The organism is Myxococcus sp. CA051A, assembly GCF_013336705.1.
Classification (GTDB): domain Bacteria; phylum Myxococcota; class Myxococcia; order Myxococcales; family Myxococcaceae; genus Myxococcus; species Myxococcus llanfairpwllgwyngyllgogerychwyrndrobwllllantysiliogogogochensis.
Genome location: NZ_JABUMS010000005.1, coordinates 416,733 through 435,772 on the forward strand (window position 1 = coordinate 416,733; position 19,040 = coordinate 435,772).

14 protein-coding genes are annotated in these 19,040 nt (G+C 68.5%); 7 read left to right on the forward strand and 7 right to left on the reverse strand.

Annotated features, from left to right (window positions below):
- Nucleotides 1-248 precede the first annotated feature (248 nt).
- The 3 genes from HUA74_RS17835 to HUA74_RS17845 are packed head-to-tail and all read left to right on the forward strand — an operon-like array spanning nucleotide 249 to nucleotide 2,373.
- Nucleotides 249-1,247, forward strand: coding sequence for a polyprenyl synthetase family protein (locus HUA74_RS17835; protein ID WP_141642326.1), 999 nt, complete (start codon nucleotides 249-251; stop codon nucleotides 1,245-1,247).
- Complete coding sequence (locus HUA74_RS17840) at nucleotides 1,244-1,837, forward strand: GbsR/MarR family transcriptional regulator (protein WP_141642327.1); 594 nt, start codon at nucleotides 1,244-1,246, stop codon at nucleotides 1,835-1,837. Before HUA74_RS17835 ends, HUA74_RS17840 begins: the two co-directional genes overlap by 4 nt.
- A gap of 11 nt (nucleotides 1,838-1,848) precedes the next feature.
- Complete coding sequence (locus tag HUA74_RS17845) at nucleotides 1,849-2,373, forward strand: gamma-glutamylcyclotransferase (protein ID WP_174455451.1); 525 nt, start codon at nucleotides 1,849-1,851, stop codon at nucleotides 2,371-2,373.
- Between the two features lie 221 nt (nucleotides 2,374-2,594).
- On the opposite strand, the gene HUA74_RS17850 is transcribed toward HUA74_RS17845, so the two are convergent.
- The 5 genes from HUA74_RS17850 to HUA74_RS17870 all read right to left on the reverse strand — a co-directional run bounded on the left by HUA74_RS17850 (nucleotide 2,595) and on the right by HUA74_RS17870 (nucleotide 10,572).
- A complete protein-coding gene (locus HUA74_RS17850) occupies nucleotides 2,595-2,804 on the reverse strand; it encodes a hypothetical protein (protein ID WP_141642329.1) in 210 nt (69 codons plus the stop codon).
- Nucleotides 2,805-3,371: 567 nt separating this feature from the next.
- Complete coding sequence (gene glgB, locus HUA74_RS17855; protein ID WP_174455452.1) at nucleotides 3,372-5,576, reverse strand: 1,4-alpha-glucan branching protein GlgB; 2,205 nt, start codon at nucleotides 5,574-5,576, stop codon at nucleotides 3,372-3,374.
- Nucleotides 5,573-6,907 carry a phosphotransferase gene (locus HUA74_RS17860; protein WP_141642331.1) on the reverse strand — a complete coding sequence of 445 codons (1,335 nt, stop codon included), beginning with the start codon at nucleotides 6,905-6,907 and terminating at the stop codon, nucleotides 5,573-5,575. The genes glgB and HUA74_RS17860 overlap by 4 nt, the downstream gene beginning before the upstream one ends.
- Nucleotides 6,904-8,562, reverse strand: coding sequence for a maltose alpha-D-glucosyltransferase (gene treS / locus HUA74_RS17865; protein WP_174455453.1), 1,659 nt, complete (start codon nucleotides 8,560-8,562; stop codon nucleotides 6,904-6,906). The genes HUA74_RS17860 and treS overlap by 4 nt, the downstream gene beginning before the upstream one ends.
- Before the next feature lie 15 nt (nucleotides 8,563-8,577).
- Nucleotides 8,578-10,572 (reverse strand): alpha-1,4-glucan--maltose-1-phosphate maltosyltransferase, encoded by a 1,995-nt coding sequence (locus HUA74_RS17870; protein WP_174455454.1) that lies wholly within the window; start codon nucleotides 10,570-10,572, stop codon nucleotides 8,578-8,580.
- 220 nt (nucleotides 10,573-10,792) lie between these two features.
- Between HUA74_RS17870 and HUA74_RS17875 the strand changes: the two genes are divergently transcribed.
- From HUA74_RS17875 to HUA74_RS17885, 3 genes are all read left to right on the forward strand, one after another.
- Nucleotides 10,793-11,395 (forward strand): sigma-70 family RNA polymerase sigma factor, encoded by a 603-nt coding sequence (locus tag HUA74_RS17875; protein ID WP_174455455.1) that lies wholly within the window; start codon nucleotides 10,793-10,795, stop codon nucleotides 11,393-11,395.
- Between the two features lie 112 nt (nucleotides 11,396-11,507).
- On the forward strand, nucleotides 11,508-12,182 hold the full coding sequence (locus tag HUA74_RS17880; protein WP_174455456.1) for a response regulator transcription factor: 675 nt from the start codon (nucleotides 11,508-11,510) through the stop codon (nucleotides 12,180-12,182).
- Nucleotides 12,179-14,014 (forward strand): ATP-binding protein, encoded by a 1,836-nt coding sequence (locus tag HUA74_RS17885; RefSeq protein ID WP_371817254.1) that lies wholly within the window; start codon nucleotides 12,179-12,181, stop codon nucleotides 14,012-14,014. The genes HUA74_RS17880 and HUA74_RS17885 overlap by 4 nt, the downstream gene beginning before the upstream one ends.
- Before the next feature lie 12 nt (nucleotides 14,015-14,026).
- Here HUA74_RS17885 and HUA74_RS17890 read toward each other — a convergent pair whose 3' ends face one another.
- Nucleotides 14,027-16,234 carry an SMI1/KNR4 family protein gene (locus HUA74_RS17890; RefSeq protein WP_174455457.1) on the reverse strand — a complete coding sequence of 736 codons (2,208 nt, stop codon included), beginning with the start codon at nucleotides 16,232-16,234 and terminating at the stop codon, nucleotides 14,027-14,029.
- Nucleotides 16,235-16,302: 68 nt separating this feature from the next.
- Nucleotides 16,303-16,656 (reverse strand): hypothetical protein, encoded by a 354-nt coding sequence (locus tag HUA74_RS17895; RefSeq protein ID WP_174455458.1) that lies wholly within the window; start codon nucleotides 16,654-16,656, stop codon nucleotides 16,303-16,305.
- 375 nt (nucleotides 16,657-17,031) lie between these two features.
- Here HUA74_RS17895 and HUA74_RS17900 point away from each other — a divergent pair, with 375 nt between their 5' ends.
- On the forward strand, nucleotides 17,032-18,987 hold the full coding sequence (locus HUA74_RS17900; protein WP_174455459.1) for a patatin-like phospholipase family protein: 1,956 nt from the start codon (nucleotides 17,032-17,034) through the stop codon (nucleotides 18,985-18,987).
- The last annotated feature ends 53 nt before the right edge of the window (nucleotides 18,988-19,040 follow it).

Genomic DNA, 19,040 nt, shown 5'->3' on the forward strand with positions numbered 1-19,040 from the left:
GCTGCTCAGGACGTAGCGACGAAAGGCAGCGGGGGGGCTCAACGCGGTCCTTGCAACGAGGGAGCGGGGGCCCTCCGTCTGTCGCACGGCTCGGCCAGGCGCCTCAATCCGACCCCGTCTCCCCCTGGGTCGCCCGCTCGGACCCCGAGCGACTTCAGCCGCCTGCCCCCCTGGCCGGAGGGGACGCTGGAATCAGGTGCAGTTCAAGCGGTCTTGAACTATATGAACGTCCGAGGAGAACGGCGCACATGGAACTGGCTCGGGAGCTCACGGACTTTCTGGCGGCGGTGGAGCAGCGGCTCAACGGCATGCTGGTGGATGGCAACGCCGGTCCCGACGTGAAGGGCGACACGCTGATGGAAGCGGCCCGGCACCTGTGCGTGGGCACGGGTGGCAAGCGCGCGCGTCCCATGCTGGTGCGGCTGTTTGGCGGCGCGGTGGGTGTCGCGCCGGAGCGGCTGGTGGACGTGGCGGTCGCCGCGGAGCTCATCCATTCGGCCAGCCTGCTGCATGACGACGTGGTGGACGCGGGCATGTTCCGCCGGGGCCGCCCGACGGTGAACGCGCGCTGGGGCAACATCGTGGCGGTGATGAGCGGAGACCTCATCCTGTCCACCGGCCTGCACCACCTGGCGCAGCTCGACTCCCGGCTGACCTTGTCCGCGCTGTCGGTCGTCTCCGAGATGACCCGCGCGGCCATCGCGGAGGTGGAGGCGCGCGGCGACCTGGACCTGCCGCTCAACCGGCTGCGCTTCATCGCCGAGGGCAAGACGGGCTCGCTGTTCGGCTGGTGCGGGCATGCGGCGGCGACGCTGGCCAACCTGCCGGAGGCGGTGGACCGCTTCGACGGGTTCGGCCGTCACCTGGGCGTGGCGTTCCAGATCGCCGACGACATCCGCGACATCCTGGGCACGGATGTGGGCAAGCCGCGGTACGCGGACGTGCACTCGCGTACGCCATCGATGCCCATCCTGTTGGCGGTGGCCAAGGACGAGAGCCTGCGTCGCAAGCTGAAGGACGCGTGGGCCTTCTCCACGATCACGCCCGACCGGACGAAGGAGATTGGCTCGGCGATCGAGGCCACCGGCGCGGTGGAAGCGTCCATGGCGCGGATGAACGTGGAGATTGAAGCGGCGCTGGACAAGCTGGGCCACTTCGCCCACGAGCCCGCGGGCGCGGAGCTGGTGGGCTGGGCGCGCAAGCTGTCGGCGGGAATCGCCGAGCAAGTCCAGGGGCGGGCCGCATGAAGGGCTACCTGTGGACGGGGGGACACGGGAGCCCGGGCAGCCCAGACGCGCCGGTCATCGAGGGCCGGCTGGCGCCGTGGGAAGCCATCGCGGTGGACGCGGTGGGCAATGTCATCGAATTCTGGGGGTTCAAGCGCAACCAGGGCCGGGTGTGGGCGCTCTTGTACTTGCGGGGCGAGCCGCTGACGGCGGGCGAAATCGAGCGCGAGCTCGACTTGTCCAAGGGCGGCGTCTCCATGCTGCTCCGAGACTTGGAGCGCTGGGGTGTCATCCAGCGGGTGCGGCTGCCGCAGGACACCGTCTGGCGCTACGGCGCGGAGACGGACCTGGTGCGGATGGTCCGGCACGTCATCGAGGAGCGCGAGGCGGGCTTCGTGGCGCGCATCCGCGCGGACCTCTCCGAGGCACGGCGGCTGGCGGAGATGGCGGGCGAAGTTCCGAGCGAGCGGCTGGAGCGGCTGGAGAAGATGGCCACGCTGGCCGAGCACGTGGAGCGGGCGCTGCGGTTGTTCATCAAGACGTCGCGGCTGGACGTGTCCGGGGTGTTGGCGGTGTTCCGGGACGGCGCGTCGCGCCGGAACGAGCGGTAGAGGGGACACACATGGATTCGCATTACGACCAGGTGATGAAGGCTCGCGAGGGCGCGGACCCGAACGCGAAGCGGCTGTACTTCGCGTATTCGACCATCCTGGACCGGGCCGCGTTCGACGAGTGGAAGCAGCAGCACTCGTACGGGTTCTTCGAGTTGCCGGAAGGGCGGCTGGCGGAGGCGGTGGACGTGGACCTGGTCTACGACTTCCCGTCGCGCTGGTGGGGCGGCCGGGTGGCGGGGCTGGCGGATGCGACGGGAGGCCAGGTGTTCGGGCGCCTGTTCGAGATTCGCGGCCAGGACTGGCCCATCGTCCAGCACAAGGAAGGCTTCGTGACGGGCATGTGCGTCGAGCGCGCGGTGAAGGTGCTCGTGGACGGGCAGGAGGTGGAGGCCACGGCCTTCGTCACCAACCCGAGGCGTGCCGCGCAGGACGGCTCGGTGAGCCCTCGCTTCGTGGAAGCCCTGGTGCGGGGCGCGCAGGCGGCCGGGCTCCCGGCGGACTACGTGGAGCGGCTGAAGCGCGGCGGGGCCTGAGGGCGGCCGGACGCGAGGGGAGGATGGGCACCGTGCCATTCCGGGCGGCGGTGCCTAGGTTCTTTCCCGCGTCCATGTTCTTCTTCTTCTCGAACCGACTGGGCTGTCTGGGCAGCATCCTCGTTTCCGTGGTGCTGAGCGCGTTGCTGTATTTCCTCTTCATGCGCGCTTGAGCTCGCCAGACGCTCGCCAATCACCAGGGGCTGGTGAAGGCCAGGCGGTCACGGTTTTCCGCGCCAGAGGTCGTCCTCGTCCTCGTTCTCGAGCGGGTGGACGGTGACCATCGTTCCATCCTTGTCCGGGGTGCTCCGGGTGGCCTCGGATTCAGCCGGGGTGTGTGGCGCACGCTCGGAGAAGCTGTCGCCCTGAAGCTGTCGCTGGCGTTGCTCGCTGGTGCCGCCATATCCCTCGGCGATCTTCTTTCGGGCCATCGTGCGTTCCTCTCGCTGGGGTGTCGTCCCATACGCTGGGGGCGACCAAGCGGGTCCGCAATGCATGGCCGCGTCATGGCGCCTGCCCTGGCTCGGGTGGCCTGGAGGGGGACCGGGCGCCGGGCCTCGCCGCTCAGATCACGCTCCGATCTCAAGACCCATGCCTACATGAACACGAGGACAGTGGTTTCCAGCCCCTGGCTCCGCCCGGATTGTCGAGGAATCATCAGGAGTTGAGGTCTCCTTGGCGTGAAATCGGGAGCTTGCGGGGGACCTGAACATATAAACAGTGGGTCCGAAGTTCCTCCGCAAGCCGAAGCCAGCCGATCACGTCGTGATCGGCGGCACGAAAATTCTCGTGCCTACATGCTCTGATGATCAGTGGTTTTCGCCCCACTGCTCAGGCCTTTCACGCCCAAGCGAGGGCTCGGTCGAATGGCCGTGCCTACATGCCTGGATGTTCAGGGATTTCCCAGGGCCGCCACGCTCGACGCCATGAAACAAAAGTCAATCACAGACATGGTGCGCGTGTCTGCGATTGACTTGTTTGTAGTTGAATGTCTGTCTTTATCCCGGCGTGAACCACAAGACAGACAGCGGGGGCAGGGTGAGCAACGCGGAAGCCGGCTGTCCATCCCAGCCCGTGGCCTCCGTGTGGAGCTGCCCCATGTTGCCCGTGTTGGAGCCGCCGTACTCGCCCGCGTCGGAGTTGAGCACCTCGACGTAGTTGGCCTGGAGTGGGAAGCCGACGCGGTATTTCTCGCGCACCGTGGGGGACAGGTTGGCCACGCACACCACGTGACGGCCGGGCTGTCGCGAGCGGCGGACGAAGGCCAGCACGTTCGACGACGCCGAGTCCGGCTGGAGCCACTGGAAGCCCACGGGCTCGCTGTCCGCGTCGTACAGCGCCGGCAGCTCCTTGTAGATGCGGTTCAGCCTCGCGACGAGGCGCTGGATGCCCTGATGCCCCGGGTCCTGCGTCAGGTGCCAGTCCAGGCTCTTGTCGTGGTTCCACTCGGCCGGCTGGCCGAACTCGCCGCCCATGAAGAGCAGCTTCTTGCCCGGGTGCGCCCACATCCACGCGAACAACGAGCGCAGGTTGGCGCGCTTCTGCCACGGGTCTCCCGGCATGCGCCCGTACAGGCTGCCCTTGCCGTGCACCACCTCGTCATGGCTCAGCGGCAACATGAAGTGCTCGCTGAAGGCGTACAGCAGGCCGAACGTCAGCTGGTTGTGGTGGTACTGCCGGTAGATGGGGTCCTTGGAGAAGTACGACAGCGTGTCGTGCATCCACCCCATGTTCCACTTGAAGTGGAAGCCCAGTCCGCCCTCGCTGACGGGGGAGGAGACCTTGGGCCACGCGGTGGACTCCTCGGCGATGACCACGACGCCCGGGTGCTTGCGGCGCACGGTGTCGTTGAGTTCGCGCAGGAACTGGATGGCCTCTTCGTTCTCCCGGCCGCCCCAGCGGTTGGGGATCCATTCGCCCTGCTTGCGGCTGTAGTCGAGGTAGAGCATCGAGGCCACCGCGTCCACGCGCAGACCATCGATGTGGTACTCCTCAATCCAGAACAGCGCGTTGGCGATGAGGAAGTTGCGCACCTCGTTGCGGCCGAAGTTGAAGACCAGCGTGCCCCAGTCCGGCTGCGCGCCCTTGCGCGGATCCGCGTGCTCGTACAACGCCGTGCCGTCGAACTCGCCCAACGCGTGCGCGTCCCGGGGGAAGTGGCCGGGCACCCAGTCGACGATGACGCCGATGCCCTCCTGGTGCAGGTGGTCGACCATGAAGCGGAAGTCGTCGGGGTGGCCGAAGCGCGCGGTGGGCGCGTAGTAGCCACTGACCTGGTAGCCCCACGAGCCTCCGTAGGGATGCTCCGACACGGGCAGCAGCTCCACGTGCGTGAAGCCCATGTGCTTGACGTACTCAGCCAGCGCGGGCGCCAGCTCCCGGTACGTCATGGGGCGGTCCCCGTCCTCCACCACCCGGCGCCAGCTGCCCAGGTGGACCTCGTAGACGCTCCAAGGCTGGTGCGCGACGTCGGACTTCTGGGTGCGCGACTCCAGCCACGAGCCATCTCCCCACCCGTACCGTCCCAGGTCATGCACCACGGACGCGGTGGCCGGAGGCACCTCGGCGCGGAAGGCGAACGGGTCCGACTTCAGCACGCGCGGCCCACCCTGGCCGGGGCGAATCTCGAACTTGTAGCGCGCGCCTTCTCCGACCTCCGGAACGAACAGCTCCCAGATGCCCGACGCGCCCATGCGCCGCATCGAGTGCAGCCGTCCATCCCAGCTGTTGAAGTCACCGACGACGGAGACGCCCGCCGCCGTGGGGGCCCACACCGCGAAGGACACGCCGCGCGTGCCGTTGTGGTGGATGAGGTGCGCGCCCATGCGCTCCCAGAGCCGCTCGTGGCGCCCCTCACCGGCGTAGTACAGGTCCATCTCCCCCAGCGTGGGCAGGAAGCTGTACGAGTCCCGCAGGGTGAAGACGCGCTTGCCGGGGTACTCCACCTCCAGCAGATAGCCGAAGGTCTTGTCGCGTCCGTTGACGCGAGCCTCGAAGACGCCGTCCTGACGGTGCGTCATCGGGACACGGCCTCCGAACTCCGGGAGGACGTGGATGGCCACGGCGTCCGGGCGGAAGGCGCGAATCACCACGCCGTCGCCGTCCGGGTGGATGCCCAGCACGGAGTGGGGCTCCGGGTGCCGCAGCTCCACCACGCGCCGAAGCTCCGCGTCGACCTGTGCCTTGTCCGCCGGCTTCCTCACTGGGCCTCCTCCATCCTCAAGAGGGCCTCGACGGGGATGCGCACCCAGTCAGGCCGGTTCTGCATCTCATACCTCACTTCGTACAGGAGCTTCTCCAGCTCGAACGCGCGCAACATCGTCTCGAATGCCGCCGTGTCCGTGGGCAGGAAGGTCGCTCCCTGGGTCGCCTTGCGATAACCCTCCAGGAATGCCTCCCGGCTGGGGCCCACGCGTCCTCGCGGCGCGCCTCCCTCCAGCGCCACCGTGGCCTCCGCGTAGTCGAACGAGCGGAGCATCCCCGCCACGTCCCGCAGCGGGCTGTACTTCTCGCGCCGCGACGTGAAGCTGCGCGCCGGCTCCCCCTCGAAGTCGAAGATGAGCCACTGCTCGTTGGCCCGCAGCACCTGACCCAGGTGCAAATCCCCGTGGATGCGAATCTTCTGTCCGGAGGGCGCCACGTGGGCCAGCCGCCTCGCGTATTCGATGAGGCCCTCGCGGCGCCCCTCCAGGTCCGGGTGCAGCCGGCCGGCCTCGGCCAGCGTCACGCCCAGCTCTCCGACGATGGACGCGCTCCAGCGCTGCAGGTCCTCCTGAAGTAACGGCTCCGGAGCGAAGGCCGCGTCGTCCATGGGCGCGGAGCCGAAGGCCTGGTGCAGGTCTCCCAGTCGCCCACCCAGTTCCTCCATCTCGCTGAGAAAGCGCTCGCCCAGGGGGCGCTCCTGGCGCAGCCGGTCCAACGTGTACTTCCACCCATCCACCGCGTCGGGGACGAAGCGATGTGCCAGCGCGAGCGTGGCGCTGGCGGCGCCCTCCAGTCGCAGCGCCCCCAGCAGCGCGGGCGTGGCCCGGAACGTCGTCCGCGTGGCGAGGAAGCGCCCGACCTCGTGCTCCGGGTTCACCCCCGCCTCCAACTTGCGGATGACCTTCACGATGACCTTCTCACCCAGCACGATGGAGGTGTTGCTCTGCTCCACCATCAACCGGCGCACCGAGAGCGGGGAGGGGAGGCCCAGCAGGCCCTCCGGCCCTCCAATCCATTCCCCCACCACGCGGCCCGACGCGGAGGGGAGCTGGGCGCCGTCGCGGATGAGGTCGAACAGGGCGCGCAGACAGCCATCGTCCTCCAGCGCGTCCTTGACGCCCTCCGCGGAGGGCTTCACCGGCAGGAGGTAGCGCTCGGGTTGGCCCAGCTCGTAGACGACCTCCACCACGGCGAGCGACAGACTGCACGGCGTGGCGTCCAGGTTCGCGTGGTCCACCACGCTGACCTGCTTGATGGGCCAGGCCTTGCCGGCGAACCAACGCTGGCTCTTGAGGTACTCCGGCAGCTTCGTCAGGTCCAAGGTCGTCATGCGCGGCTTCCTCCTCCCGGCAGCGGCTGGTCCAGCCGAAACCACAAGAACATGTAGGGGCCCATCGACAGCTGGTAGGGCAGGTCGCTGATCCGCGGGAAGGGCGTTTCGCCAATCATCTCCACGGGCACCTTGCCTTCCCAGTCACGCAGGTCCATCACGGCGGGCTGCGCGAAGCGTGACAGGTTGCACACCACCAGCACCGTCTGGCCTTCCCACTCCCGTACGAAGGCCATCACCTTGCGGTTCTCCATGGGCAAGAAGCGCAGCGTCCCCAGGGAGAACACGGGGTAGCGCTGGCGGATGCGAATCATCCGCTTCACCCAGTGCAGGAGGCTGGACTTCACCCGCTCCTGCGCCTCCACGTTGATGGACTGGTAGCCATAGACGGGGTCCGCGATGACGGGCGCGTACAGGCGCGCGTAGTCCGCCCGGCTGAAGCCCGCGTTGCGGTCTCCCGTCCACTGCATGGGCGTGCGCACGCCGTTGCGGTCGCCCAGGTAGATGTTGTCCCCCATGCCAATCTCGTCGCCGTAGTAGAGGACCGGCGTGCCGGGCAGGGTGAACAGCAGGCTGTGCATCAGCTCGATGCGCCGGCGCCCGTTGTCCATCAGCGGCGCGAGCCTGCGGCGGATGCCCAGGTTGATGCGCATCCGAGGGTCCGTGGCGTACTCCCGGTACATGTAGTCCCGGTCCTCGTCCGTCACCATCTCCAGCGTCAGCTCGTCGTGGTTGCGCAGGAAGAGGGCCCACTGACACGACTCCGGGATGTCCGGCGTCTGCTGCATGATTTCGACGATGGGCGTGCGGTCCTCGCGGCGGATGGCCATGAACAGGCGCGGCATCACCGGGAAGTGGAAGCCCATGTTGAACTCGTCGCCGTCGCCGAAATAGACGCGCACGTCGGCGGGCCACTGGTTGGCCTCCGCGAGCAGCATCTTCCCGGGGTACTCGGCGTCGATGGTCTTCCGCAGGCGCTTGAGGAAGGCGTGCGTCTCCGGAAGGTTCTCGCAGTTGGTGCCCTCGCGCTCGAACAGGTAGGGCACCGCGTCGCAGCGGAAGCCGTCCACGCCCATGTTGAGCCAGAAGCGCATCGCGTCCAGCATCGCTTCCTGAACTTGAGGATTGTCGTAGTTCAGGTCCGGCTGGTGGCTGAAGAAGCGGTGCCAGAAGTACTGCTTGGCCACCGGATCCCACGTCCAGTTGGAGCGCTCGGTGTCCGTGAAGATGATGCGCGCGCCCTTGTACTTCTCATCCGTGTCGCTCCAGACGTACCAGTCGCGCTTGGGGCTCTTCGGGTCGCTGCGCGCCTCCTGGAACCAGGGGTGCTGGTCGCTGGTGTGGTTGACCACCAGCTCGGTGATGATGCGGATGCCGCGCTTGTGCGCCTCCTCCACCATCCGCTGGAAGTCGGCGAGCGTGCCATAGTCCGGGTGGACGCCGTAGTAGTCCGCGATGTCGTAGCCGTCATCGCGCAGCGGAGAAGGGTAGTGGGGGAGGATCCACAGGCAGTCGATGCCCAGGTCCTGGAGGTACGGGAGCTTCTCGATGAGGCCCGGGATGTCGCCATGCCCGTCGCCGTTGGAGTCGTGGAATGCTCGGAGGTGCAGCTCGTAGATGAGGGCCTTCTTGTACCAGAGGGGATCCAGGTCCATACGCCTCTCGGGTTGTCACTCGTAGTAGTCGAACGCGTGCTCGGTACGGCGGAAGCGGTAGACGGCCCAGACGGCCGCGGGCTGTTCGGGCGTCAGGCGCACCTGCACGTCCGAGCCTTGCCACAGGGAGCGCTGATCCGTCATCAGCTCGTGCACCTGATAGGTCTCGTCCGCGTTCGCGCCAAGCCATTCCAGCGGAAGTCGCAACAGCGCCTCCTGCGGCGCGTACGGATCCAGGCTCACCGCGACCAGCACGGTGCTGGTGCCGTCCGGGGTGCGCTTTCCGTAGAAGAGGACCCGCTCGTTGTCGGACTCGAAGAAGCGCAAGCTGTCGTAGGTGTGCAGCGCTGGCTGCGTCAGGCGCGCGTTGTTGAGCCGCGCAATCCAGTCCCGGATGTTGCCTGGCCGGTCCGCGTCCCACGCGACGAGCTGGTACTTCTCCGAGTCCAGGTACTCCTCCTTGCCAGGCAGCGGGCGGCCCTCGCACAGCTCGAAGCCGCAATACATCCCGTAGACCGAGGAGAGCGTCGCGGCAAGCGCCGCGCGCAACCGGAACGCACCGGGCCCCGCGTTCTGCAACAGCTCCGGCAAGATGTCCGGCGTGTTGGGCCAGAGGTTGCCGCGGAAGTAGTCGGATACGGGCGGCTGGGTGATCTCCTCCAGGTACTCCTGGAGCTCGCCCTTGAAGTTGCGCCACGTGAAGTACGTGTACGACTGGGTGAAGCCCACCTTCGCCAGGGCCTTCATCACCTTGGGCCGGGTGAAGGCCTCGGAGAGGAAGAGCACATCGGGGTGGCGCTCCTGCACGCGGCGGATGAGCCACTCCCAGAACTGGATGGGCTTGGTGTGCGGATTGTCCACGCGGAAGGTCCGCACGCCCTGCTGCACCCAGTGCAGTACGACGGACTCCAGCTCCGTCCACAGCGACTCGCGCGCGGGGCCCATCCAGTCGAAGTTGACGATGTCCTCGTAGCGCTTGGGCGGGTTCTCCGCCGTCTTGATGGTGCCGTCCGGACGGCGCTGGAACCACTCCGGATGCTCCTTCACATAAGGGTGGTCCGGAGAGCACTGGTACGCGAGGTCCAACGCCACCTCGATGCCGTACGACTGCGCGGCCTGCACGAAGTGACGGAAGTCCGCCAGCGTGCCCAGGCTCGGGTGCACCGCCTTGTGGCCCCCCTCCGCCGCGCCGATGGCCCACGGACTGCCTACGTCCTCCGGGCCCGCCTTGAGGCTGTTGTTCTTCCCCTTGCGCGCGGTGCGGCCAATGGGGTGGATGGGCGGCAGGTAGATGACGTCGAAGCCCAGGCCCTGGATGTACGGCAGCCAGGCCTCTGAATCCTGGAACGTCCCATGCGTGCGCCCATCGCGCTTCGCCGAGCGCGGGAAGAACTCGTACCAGGCCCCGAAGCGCGCCTTGAGCCGGTCCGCGAACACCTCCAGCTCCGGCTCGTGCCGCCGCGCCAGCGCGCGGTCGGGATACGTGGACGCCACCGTGGCCAGCTCCGGCGCCAGCGCCACGGCCACCAGGTCCGGTGTCGGGGGCTGACGCATCCGCACCGCGGCCTCGGTGAGCACCCGCGCGTCGGCCGCGTCCACCGTGCGCGCTCGGGCCGCCGCGCCTTCCAGCAGGGCCGCGCCCTCCAACAGCTCGCTGCGCACGTCCCGGCCCGCATCGACCTTGCGCTTCAGCTCCGACGTCCAGGTCCGGAAGAGATCCGGCCAGGCTTCAATCGTGTACTGGTAGCGGCCATTGCGAGCCAGGGGGAACTCCGCCTCCCAGGCGTCGTTGCCGAGCGGGCGCATGGGCACTTCGCGCCAGTCGGTCTGCTGTTCGTGGGGAGAGGCCTGTCGCCAGCGGACGACGGCGACGAGGACGTCATGGCCCTCCTTGAAGATGTCGGCGCGGACGGTGAGGCTCTCCCCGGCGACACGCTTGACGGCGTGGCGGCCGCCGTCGAGCTGGGGCTTGACTCCCTCGATGAACACGCTCCCGATTCGATCTTTCATATCGGCTCGCGGCCCTTATAGGTCTGAGGTGGGGTGAAGCTGGGCGGCGTGTCGCGGGGTGCGTTGATGAAGGACGACTGGCGCGTCGGCCGCGTTGGCTCGTGAACGTTAGGGACGGGGTCTGGGGACGCCCACCCGTTGGCTTCAAAGGGGCTGACTGCCCGGCTGCCCATACTTGAAGCTGGGATCCGCACCTCGGGTTGCGGTATCCGGGAAATACATGGCGCTTCCTCCACCCTCCGCTCAGCGGGCGAGCGACCCCGCCGCCGACAGGGCCCTGCTCCAGCAGGTCGCCCTGGGCAGCGGCGTGGCCATGCGGGAGGTCTACGCGCGCTGCGGAGCCCGGGCCTTCGCGGTGATGCTGCGGCTGTTGCCTTCCCGAGCGGACGCGGAGGAGGTGCTCCAGGAGGCCTTCCTCGAGGTCTGGCGGCGCGCCCGTGACTTCGACCCGGACCGCGGCGGGCTGGAGACCTGGGTGGCGACCATTGCTCGCACGCGCGCCATCGACCGGCTGCGCTCCATGGGCACCGCCGCCCGGGTCGCCGAGGGCTCCGCCCATGAGCCGCCTCCGATGAGCGCGACGCCTCCCGCTCCGGACGACGCGACGTCACAGGGCCAGGACCGCGTGCGGGTGCGCAGGGCGATGATGACGCTGCCCCCCGAGCAGCGCGAAGTGGTGGAGTTGGCCTACTTCGAGGGCCTGTCTCAGCGGGAGATCTCCGAGCGCACTGGAGACCCCCTGGGCACGGTGAAGACCCGGGCGCGGCTGGCCCTGGAGAAGCTCGCGGACCTGCTCCGGGACGAGCGCGGCCCGGCGGACTGAGGCGCGGCCGGCTCCCGTTAAGGGAGTCTTAAGGTCCTCGGTATACCGTGGGCGTTCATTCATCCATTCATGACGGCACCGTGGTGACCGGGTGGGAGGAGGCGAGCGGGACATGGGGGAGCGAATCCTGCTGGTGGAGGACGACGCTCGGCTCGGCGCGCAGATTGTCGAGCAGCTGAGGGGCGCGGGCTTCGAGCCGCTGTGGTGGACGGAAGGCCGCGCGCTGCTGCCCGGGGAGCTTCCCGACGTGGGCCTGGTGGTGCTGGACCTGATGCTGCCGGGGACGTACGGCCTGGACATGCTCAAGGCGCTCCGGAGCTTCTCGGAGGTGCCGGTGCTCATCCTGAGCGCGCGCAACGACACGCTGGACAAGGTGCGTGCGCTGAAGCTCGGCGCGGATGACTACCTGACGAAGCCCTTCTGGCCGGAGGAGCTCATCGAGCGGGTGCGCGCGCGGCTGCGCCGGCCGGTGCTCCAGAAGGCGGACGCGGTGCTGGAGTTGGGGCTGTTGCGCGTCGACTTCCAGGCGCGGGAGGTCCGCGTGGAGGGGCGGGTGGTGGAGTTGACGCGGGTGGAGTTCGAGGTGCTCGCGGCGTTGGCCCGCAGGCCTCGCGAGGCGGTGACGCGGCAGTGGCTGGTGGAGCACGTGTTGGATCCGGAGCGCGAGGGGACGGAGCGGACGCTGGACGTGCACGTCTCGCGGCTGCGGCGAAAGCTGGCGCCGGCGCAGAGTGTGGAGACGGTGTGGGGCGTGGGTTATCGACTGGTCGCGGGAGACGGTTCGTGAAGCTCCGCTTGCGCCTGGCGCTCACGGCGATGGCGGCGGTGCTGCCTGTCGTGGTGGCGATGGCGTACTTCCAGCAATCGCTCCGGGAACGCTCGCAGGAGGAAGTGCTCGAAGCCTCCACGCTGGCGCAGATGCAGGTGGAGCGCACGCGCTGCGAGGCCTCGCCCGAGACGTGGCGACCTCACCCGTTCGAGCGACCCGCGCCGCCCGGGCGTCCGCCGCCGGATGGCCTGGGGCCTCGAGGTGGAGTTGACGACGGACGACCACCACCGCCTCCGAGGAGGGCTGGGGACGATGATGCGCTGCCACCGCGCGGGGAATCGCCGGGTGCATCAGGGAGGGATGAGGCACTCCCGTCTCGTGGGGAGCCGGTGCCGAGAGCCACGGGGCTCGACGAGGCACGTCCACTCGACGAGGAGCCTCCCCCGACAAGGCCCCCAGGCCGACCGCCGCGTCCAAGCGGCAGCGACGCCTTCGATGGACCGCCGCCTCGTCCAGGAGGCAGCGACGCCTTCGAGGGATCACCGCCTCGTCCGGGAGGAAGCGACGCCTTCGATGGACCACCGCCTCGTCCGGGAGGAAGCGACGCCTTCGATGGGCCACCACCGCCTGGAAGGGAAGGGCGGGCCCCTCCTCGGGTGCTCTATTTTCCCTATGACGCTCAGCTCACTTCCCGGCACCCTCGGGCGCCCGCGCTGACAGCGGAGGTCCGTGAGGACGCGCTCGAAGGGGCGACGGTCGCCTGGCGCTCGGAGCTGGATGGGCGGCGGGTCCTCGACCTGCTGGTGCGCATGTCCTGGGACGAAGGTCCGTGCGCCTTCGTCCTCGCCCGTCGTGTGGAGCCTCCGGGGCCTTCGCCGTTCTTCCTCCCACCGCTCAAGGACTGGAGCCTGCTCGTGTCCATTGTCGTCGCGGCGGTGGTGCTGGCCCTGGGCCCGGTGGTGCGCCGCATCCGCATGCTCACCGAAGACGTGCGTGCGTCCGCGCGCAGTGGCTACGAGCAGCCCGTGTCCGTGCGCGGCCATGATGAGATCGCCGACCTCGCCCGGGCCTTCCAGGAGGCTCGCGCGGAAATCCAGGCGCGGATGGCGCAACAGGAAGCACGCGAGCAAGGCCTGCGGGACTTCCTCGCCAACACGACCCACGACGTGATGACGCCGCTCACCGTGCTCCAGGGCACCCTTTCCGCGATGCAGCAGCACCTCTCCCGAGGCGAGCCCGTGAACGCGGCCGAGGTGTCCTCCGCCATGAGCGAGGCGCACTACATGGCCTCGCTGGTCCACAACCTCACCGCGGCGACGCGATTGGAGGCTGGCGCGCCGCACGTCCAGCGCGCGCCCGTGGACCTCAACGACGTGATTGCTCGAGTCCTCGGTCGCCATCAGCCCATCGCCCGGCAACAGCGCATCTCCCTGGAGAGCGGTGTCCCCGCGACGCCCGTTCGAGTGCTCGGCGACGTGACGCTCATCGAGCAGGCCATCAGCAACGTCGTGGGCAACGGCGTGCGCTACGGCCGCGAGGAGGGGCACGTGGCCGTCGTGCTGGAGAGCACCCGTGAGGGACGCTTCGTGCTCCGCGTCATCGACGACGGGCCCGGCATCTCCGAAGAGGAGCGAGCGCGAATCCTCGAGCGAGGCGTCCGAGGAAACGTCGCGCGCACCCGGGCCCCGGAAGGACAGGGGCTGGGCCTGCACATCGCCCACCACGTCGCGCAGGTCCACGGCTGGGCCCTGACGTTGAACCCGTCCGAGTATGGCGGGCTCGAGGTGTGCTTCTCGGGGGAGATGCTGGCTCCTGACAAGGACTCGGCGCCGCGCGCTCCGCACGCCTGAGGGGACGCGGCGTCAGGAGCTGAGCAGGTCGTCACTGTCGCTGCGGACGTACCAGCGCTTGTCGCGAAGCCGCTTCAGGTAGTCGGCGAGGTAATCCTCCAGCGAGGGTGCCTTCGCCTCATCGAGGGGCCCCGCGTATTCGGACCAGCGCAGCACCTGTCCGCGCCGACCGGCCGGGCCCGGGGTGAGGTCCACGCAGAGCGCCTCGCCGTGGTCGTTCTTCGCGAACGGAATCCAACCCGCGCTCCACCACGTCCGGGTGAGCTCCTTCTGGCCCTTGGTGAGATCCAAGGGCTTGGACTTCGCGAACGCTCCGCTCTCACGTTGGGTCTCCAGCTGTGTCCAGAGGTCGGTGATCTCCTTCACGCTCAGCACCTGATACGTGAAGAAGGACAGGCCCTGCTTCTTGTCCGGTGCGCCCCCGCCGAAGCGGAGCAGGAACGCCTGGAGGCCCGCGGGCAGCTCCGCCCCCACGCTCTTGTCCAGCGCGTCCACCTGCTGCTGGGATGCGGATTTCGTGCGGGCGAAGCGCTGTGCATAGGGCGCGTGGTGCTCCTCGTACCAGGCTCCCAGTTGGTTCGAGAGCGCCTCCACGCGCTCGGCGGCGGTGCCCTCCCTTGGCGGCTCGGGAGCCGTCACGGGAGCAGCAGAGGTCGCGCTGGCCTCGGGCTCGTCCGGCTCCTCGTCGCCGTACAGTTCGATGCGTCCGGTCTCGAGTCCCTCCAGGTAGTGCTCGAAGAATGCGTCCATGGACGGGGCATAGGGGCTCAGGGGGCCGCCGCGAATCTCCCAGCCGATGACCTGTCCACGCTTTCCTTCCGGGCCGGGGTCCAGGTCCACGCACTTGAGGTTGCCCCCACCGTCCTGCGCGAAAGGCACCCAGCCGGGGTGCCACCAGGTCCACTTCACGTCCTTCTGGGACTTGGACAGTTCATGGGGCTCGGCCTTCTTGAAGGTGCCTTTCTCCACCAGCTTCCGAAGCCCCTTCCAGGTGCTCAGAATCTGGTCGACGGGAAGCACTTCGTACTCGGAGACGGACAGGCCGGGCGTTCCCGCCGGTGCACCGCCTCCGAAGCGGAGGAGGAACGCGCGGAAGTCCAGGGGCAGCGGGGTCCCAAGCGCCTTCTCCAGGGCAACGACGCGTGCCTCGGTCGAGGGGCGCGTACTCGCGAGTTGCTCGGCGTAGGTCGGGTTGCGTCTGGCGGCCCACGCGCCAATGCGCTTCCAGACGCTCTCCGCGCGAAGCGAAGCCGCCTGCTCCAGCGTGGGGCTTCCCGCGGCGAGCAGGCGCTTCTCCACCCGCGTATTCCCCCGGCCGTTCGCGGTATCGATGGGGTAGTAGCCCCCCGCGTTCGCGGCCTTCGGGTCCGCTCCCGCTTCGAGCAGCAGCGTGGTGAACTTCACGTCCTCGAGGCTGGCCGCGTAATGGAGGGCGTACCAGCCGCGCGCGTTGGGCTGGTTCGGCTTCGCTCCCGCGCGGAGCAGCGCGCCCAGCACCACCAGGGATGGATCTCCGAAGATCTCATCCAGATCGAGCGCCATCGTCAGCGCCGTGTTGCCATCGCTATCCGTCGTCCTGACGTTGACGTCGACGCCCTTGGAGATGAGCCGCTCGGCCACCGGGACGTTCCCGTAGCGGACGGCCTGCATCAGCACCGACCTGCCGTTGGAGTCGACCGCGTTCACCTGGGCGCCGTGCTCCAGCAGAAGCTCGAACAGCTCGGGTTGTTCCTTGTAGTCGACGGACAACATCAGCGGCGTCTCGCCACGACCGTTGGGAATATTCGGGTTCGCGCCCGCGCGCAGCAGCGTCTTCAGGACCTCCGCGGAGGGCTCCTCGTTGGTCTCCTGGTTGAGCAGGTCGGTGAGCACCGTGGAGCGGGCCTCGTCCTTCCACTGGTGGTTGACGTCGGAGCCCCTGGCGATCAGCAGCTTCACCAGCTCCACGGCGTCGTCACCTGTTTGAGCGGTGGCGAAGCCGAGGGGCGTGGCGGAGTCCGAATCCAGCCCCTTCACATCCGCGCCCGCGTCCAGCAGGAGTCGGGCGACGTCGAGGTTTCCCTCTGCGCACGCCGTATGGAGCACGGGATAACCCTCGTCGTCGCTCACGTTGGGGTCGGCCCCATCCGCCAGGTGCCTGGCCACCGCCTTGGCGTTCGACTTCTTGACGGCGGAGAGCAGCGCGGCGTCTGGCTTCGACAGCTTCTTCTTGGGTGACATGGGGGGCGCTCCAGGGCAGTCGTCCTTCTCAACGCTTCCCCGTCGGAAATGTCGCGGTGGAAACGGCCTCAGGCGAAGCGCGCGAGGAACGCCGCGAGCACGGGCCCTCCACGTCGAGCCTCCTCGGGTGAGCCCGGCCCTCCTTCCCGGAGCTGGGCGCGAAGGTCTTCCATCGCGGGCTTCATGGCCTCGAAGGCCTCCATGGCCTGCTCGGCGTTGTCGAAGAACCGGTGGTGGAGGAGCCACCCCGTGACAGAGCAGGTGATGGCGTGGAAGGAGCGGGAGTCGTCCACTTCGTACGTGAGGCGCAGCTGGCCCTCCTGGTCCTCATCCCGAGCGATGGTGCCGCCCTGGGTGCCCATCCAGCCCAGGGACGTGCCGCCGTCATAGGACGTCCAGGGGGCGCTCGGCTGTGGTGACATCGCTTCTCCTCGGGAGCCTGGGTGGGCACTCCAAGCGAACAGTGTTTCACGAAGGCGCGAGCCGGGGCACATCACCCGAGTGGCCGAGGTGGCGCTTCGCGGGTGCATCGGTGCCCGGTCGGAAGTCCCATCGCTGGCCATCGCAACCCATGCGCGGGTTGCGCGTCTCCCCGCGCCGGCCCACGTTTTCCGTAGGTTCCCCTGGCTGACGCCGTGCCGCCGGAGGGGGCGGGTCTCGCGTTCAGTCCGTCACGAGCGTGAGGCCCCTGGTCGAGTCGAGACGAGGGGGCCCGCGTCATGCCAGTCGAACCGTCCAATCCACCGCGCTCGTCATCGCCCATCCGGTCGCCCGAAAAGCGAGACCGTCAGTGGCATATGCAGGGGCCGGCATGGCGCCGAGCACTCGCCATCCTCTCGGCCATCCTCATCGCGATGGCCGCGGAGCTGTACCTGAGCGTGCTGGTGGGAAGGCGGCTGTCGCTGCTGCTCGTCCTCGCGCTCGTGTGTCTGGTCGGTGGCGTGCTCGTGTTCGGCTACCTCCTCCTCACGGAGCGCGGCGCCTGGGAGATGTCGACCCGGAAAGCGCCTTGGAGGTGGCGGCGCGAGGACGGAATGCGCCCCGAGGAGCGCGCTCTCGAATCGTCGTCACCCGATGGCGGGGACGAGGTACGGGCGGAGCAGATCGCTTCCTCCTCGGAGGAGGACCCACGCTTCTCCACACAGGATGGGGGCGAGGCGTCCTCGATGGCCACGGGCGCGGGCCCCGTGGACACACCATGTCCCCGGAAGCGCGCGCTCATCCTGGTGGGCGGGGGCCTGCGCGCGGCGTGGCAGGCGGGGGCGATTCGAGCGCTGGAGGACGCGGACCTCGGCTTTCATTTCGCGGATGCGACGTCGGCGGGGTCCCTCAACCTGGCGATGCTGTTGTCCGGAGCGTCGCCCGGGGAGGCGTGCGCGCGGTGGAGGACGCTGTCCGTGGAGGACTTCCTCGCCCATGCGGTGCCAAGGAAGACGCTGGACGTGCTTCATGTCGAGCCGCTGGGAGACCCGGAGAAGGTGCTCCGTCGAGTCTTCCCCCAACTGGGAATCGACCTTGGAGCCATCCGCGCCAGCTCCCTCGTGGAAGGCACCTTCCATGTCTGCGACTTCGAGCGGAAGACGGACGTGGCCATTCCCCATCGGGACCTGGACCGGGAGCTGCTGCTGGCGGCCATCTCTCCCCCCATCCTCATGCCACCGGTGGAGCGGGACGGCACGCTCTACACGGATGCCTTGTGGACTCAGGACACCCACCTGCTCGACGCCATCCGCCGGGGCGCGAACGAACTCTGGGTGCTGTGGTGCCTGGGCAACACGCCCGTCTACGACGATGGCCTCTACGAGCAATACGCCTACCTGGTGGAGATGAGCGCCAACGGCGCGCTGTTCGCGCAGCTTCGCGTCATCCAGGAACTCAACGAGCGCATCGACGCAGGGGAGGTCGTGCCAGGCCACCAGCGTCCCATCGCGGTCCACCTCATCAAGCCCGAGCGTCCGCTCGCGCTCGACCCGGACCTCTACGCGGGGCGCGCCACGGCGGCGGCCCTCATCGACATGGGCTACTCGGACACGTGGCGCTACCTCGACGTATGCGGTGAGCAGGGGCTGCCGCTCACGGCGGAGATGACCCGGACCACGGAGCCCTCACCCGACCTCACCTTCGTGGAGTCCCTCACCGGCCTCTTCACGATGGGCGTCACCGACCCCACGCAAGGGGCCCTGCATCCAGGCGCCCAGCCGATGACCATCCACTGCACCATCAGCGTCGGTGACCTGGATGCCTTTGTCAGCGATGTGAAGTGCTCGGCGCGACTGGTGGCGCGGTTGAGCTTCGCGCCGTTCGGCGAGGACCTGCCGGTGCGACGAGGAAGCTTCAACATCTTCCGCCCCTCGGACGCTCCCAGTTCGAGGGTGATGACGTATGGGCTGCGCTTCCCGCATCAAGGGCGCGACTACTTCCTGGAGGGGACGAAGGTCGTCGATGATCGACGGGGCGGGGACGCGTGGAAGGGCTCGACGCGGCTGCACTGCCAGCTCCACGCGGGGATGAACGCCCAGGGGCCCGTGGTGGGGGCCGGCGTCCTGACGCTCGGGGTGGGGCAGCTCCTGTCGCTCATCTCCAGCATGCAGCCTGCTCGGCGCGAGGGCGCGGGGACCACGGCCATGGATCGCTTCGGCCGGTTCTTCCTGGGGCCGCTGTGGGAACGGTACGCACCGCGGGCCCAGTGGGGCAGCACCCGCGAGGTCGTGCTGGAGGCCCACGGGCCAGAGGAGCCACGGGCCCAGGCGTGAGTCAGAGGACATCTTCGACCCAGGTGGGGAAGGGTGCCCGGGAGAAGACACCC